Here is a 2,303-nt window from a genome sequence, read left to right on the forward strand (position 1 = left end):
CCGGGACCGAGCAGCCCGCGTCGCCGACGAGCACATTGCTTCCGCCGCCGAGACAGACGGGGGTCCGGCCGTCGGTCGTCGCGGGCGGCGTCGGCGGCGGCATCGGCTACTGGGCCGCCGACCGCGGGGACGGCGCCGGTTCGACGACGGTCTCCGCCTCGGGCGACCCGAAGACCGAGAGCCGCACCCCCGGCTCCGTCGCGGACATCGCCGGCAAGGCGCTGCCGAGCGTCGTCACCATCGAGGCCCAGGGCAGCAACGGCGAGGGCGGTACGGGCACCGGCTTCGTCTACGACAAGCAGGGCCACATCCTCACCAACAACCACGTCGTCGCCTCCGCCGCCGACGGCGGCAAGCTCCAGGCGACGTTCTCGGACGGCAAGAGCTACGACGCGGAGGTCGTCGGCCGCGCCCAGGGCTACGACGTCGCCGTGATCAAGCTGAAGAACCCTTCCGGCGCCAGGCTCAACCCGCTGCCGCTCGGGGACTCCGACAAGACGGCGGTGGGCGACGCGACGGTCGCCATCGGCGCGCCCTTCGGCCTGTCGGGCACCGTCACGACCGGCATCGTGAGCGCCAAGAAGCGTCCGGTCGCCTCCAGCGACGGCGGCGGCAGCGGCCAGGCCTCGTACATGAGCGCCCTCCAGACGGACGCCTCGATCAACCCCGGCAACTCCGGCGGACCGCTGCTGAACGCGCAGGGCGCGGTCATCGGCATCAACTCCGCCATCCAGTCCGCCGGCAACGGCGGCGGCTTCGGCGGCGGCCAGGGCCAGGCCGGAAGCATCGGCCTCGGCTTCGCCATCCCGATCAACCAGGCCAAGAACGTCGCCGAGCAGCTGATCAAGAACCGGACGCCGATCTACCCGGTCATCTCCGCCACGGTCAACATGAAGGACGCCGGCAACGGCGCCAAGATCGCCCCGACCGGCGCCAACGGCTCCCCGGCCGTCACCCCGGGCGGCCCGGCCGACAAGGCCGGCCTCAAGCCGGGCGACGTGATCGTCAAGCTCGACGACCAGAAGATCGACAGCGGCCCCACCCTGATCAGCGAGATCTGGACGCACCGCCCCGGCGACAAGGTCACCCTCACATATCTGCGCGACGGCAAGCAGTCCACGGTCGACCTCGTCCTGGGCGAGCGCCGCGGCGACAACTGACCGAACTCCGGTGCCCGGCCGGGACTCCTCGGCCGAACCCCGCACCCGGTAGGCTGTCCCCGCGTTGCCGCAGCTGAGCGCGGCGCGGGGAGGCTTGCCCGAGCGGCCGAAGGGAACGGTCTTGAAAACCGTCGTGGCAGCGATGTCACCGTGGGTTCAAATCCCACAGCCTCCGCGCAGTGGCCGTCCGGCCGGATGAGAAGGGGCGCCCCGAGCCGGGGCGCCCCTTTCGCGTAGCGGGGCGGTCATGACCGCCCGTCACGGGGTCAGAAGAGCTCGCGGTACTGGTTGAAGCCGCTGCCGATCCTGACCGGGGTCCTGAAGGGCGACGAGGCCTTGCCCGTGCCCTTGTACAGCCACAGGTCGCCCTTGGGGTCGCGGGCGAGCAGGTCGCTGTGGCCGTCGCCGTCGACGTCACCCGTGGCCACCAGCTTGTTGAACCGGTTCCAGCCACCGCCGACCCGGACCCGGGAGGCGAACGGCTTGCGCGCGTCGCCCGTGCCCTTGTACAGCCAGAGGACACCCTGCTTGTCGCGGGCGACGACGTCCGGCTTGCCGTCGCCGCTCAGGTCGCCGAGACCGGTGATCTGCGTGTACTGGTTCCAGCCGGTGCCGACCTCGACGCGCGGCGCCAGGGAGCCGTCCGCCTTGGTCCGGAAGCGCCAGAGGACGCCCTGCCGGTCGCGGGCCAGCAGGTCGGGATGGGCGGCGCGGGCCAGGGTGCCGGGCGAGAAGACGACGTCGTACCCGCGCCAGCCGGTGGCCACCTTCTTGAGCTTCCCGCCGCGCCACAGGTTCAGCGTGCCGTCGTCCATGACGTGGTACGCGCCGTCCTGGTAGCCGGTCAGGTCGGGGTCGACCGAGATCCCGTACTTGAAGTGCTGCCACATGTACGCGCCCGAGCGGTCGTCGAAGCCGCCCTTCCCGTTGGGCATGTAGACGTACATCTGGCCGGACGGCAGGATCCCGGACAGGAAGAAGAACGGCGCGGCGGGGGTCGGCCTGTGCTGCACGGCCTTGGCGGCGCCCCGGGCGACGATCCTCGCCGGGGCGGACGCCGCGACCGCCCGGGTCCGGGCCCGGGCGGTGACGGGTCGGTCACATCGGTTACGGGGTCTGCTGCGTCAGGCACGTGAGGACCGC

At 71.9% G+C, this 2,303-nt stretch carries 2 protein-coding genes and 1 tRNA gene; 2 read left to right on the forward strand and 1 reads right to left on the reverse strand.

What is annotated here, in order from left to right; all coding sequences use genetic code 11:
• On the forward strand, positions 1-1,160 hold a 1,160-nt coding region (locus AB0K09_RS32670), incomplete at its 5' end, for a trypsin-like peptidase domain-containing protein (protein ID WP_366069018.1).
• A gap of 88 nt (positions 1,161-1,248) precedes the next feature.
• A tRNA-Ser gene (locus AB0K09_RS32675) sits at positions 1,249-1,335 on the forward strand.
• Between the two features lie 91 nt (positions 1,336-1,426).
• Here AB0K09_RS32675 and AB0K09_RS32680 read toward each other — a convergent pair.
• Positions 1,427-2,173 (reverse strand): VCBS repeat-containing protein, encoded by a 747-nt coding sequence (locus tag AB0K09_RS32680; RefSeq protein WP_366069020.1) that lies wholly within the window; start codon positions 2,171-2,173, stop codon positions 1,427-1,429.
• Positions 2,174-2,303: the final 130 nt, after the last annotated feature.

The organism is Streptomyces sp. NPDC049577, assembly GCF_040675635.1.
In the GTDB taxonomy this organism is placed as follows: Bacteria; Actinomycetota; Actinomycetes; order Streptomycetales; family Streptomycetaceae; genus Streptomyces.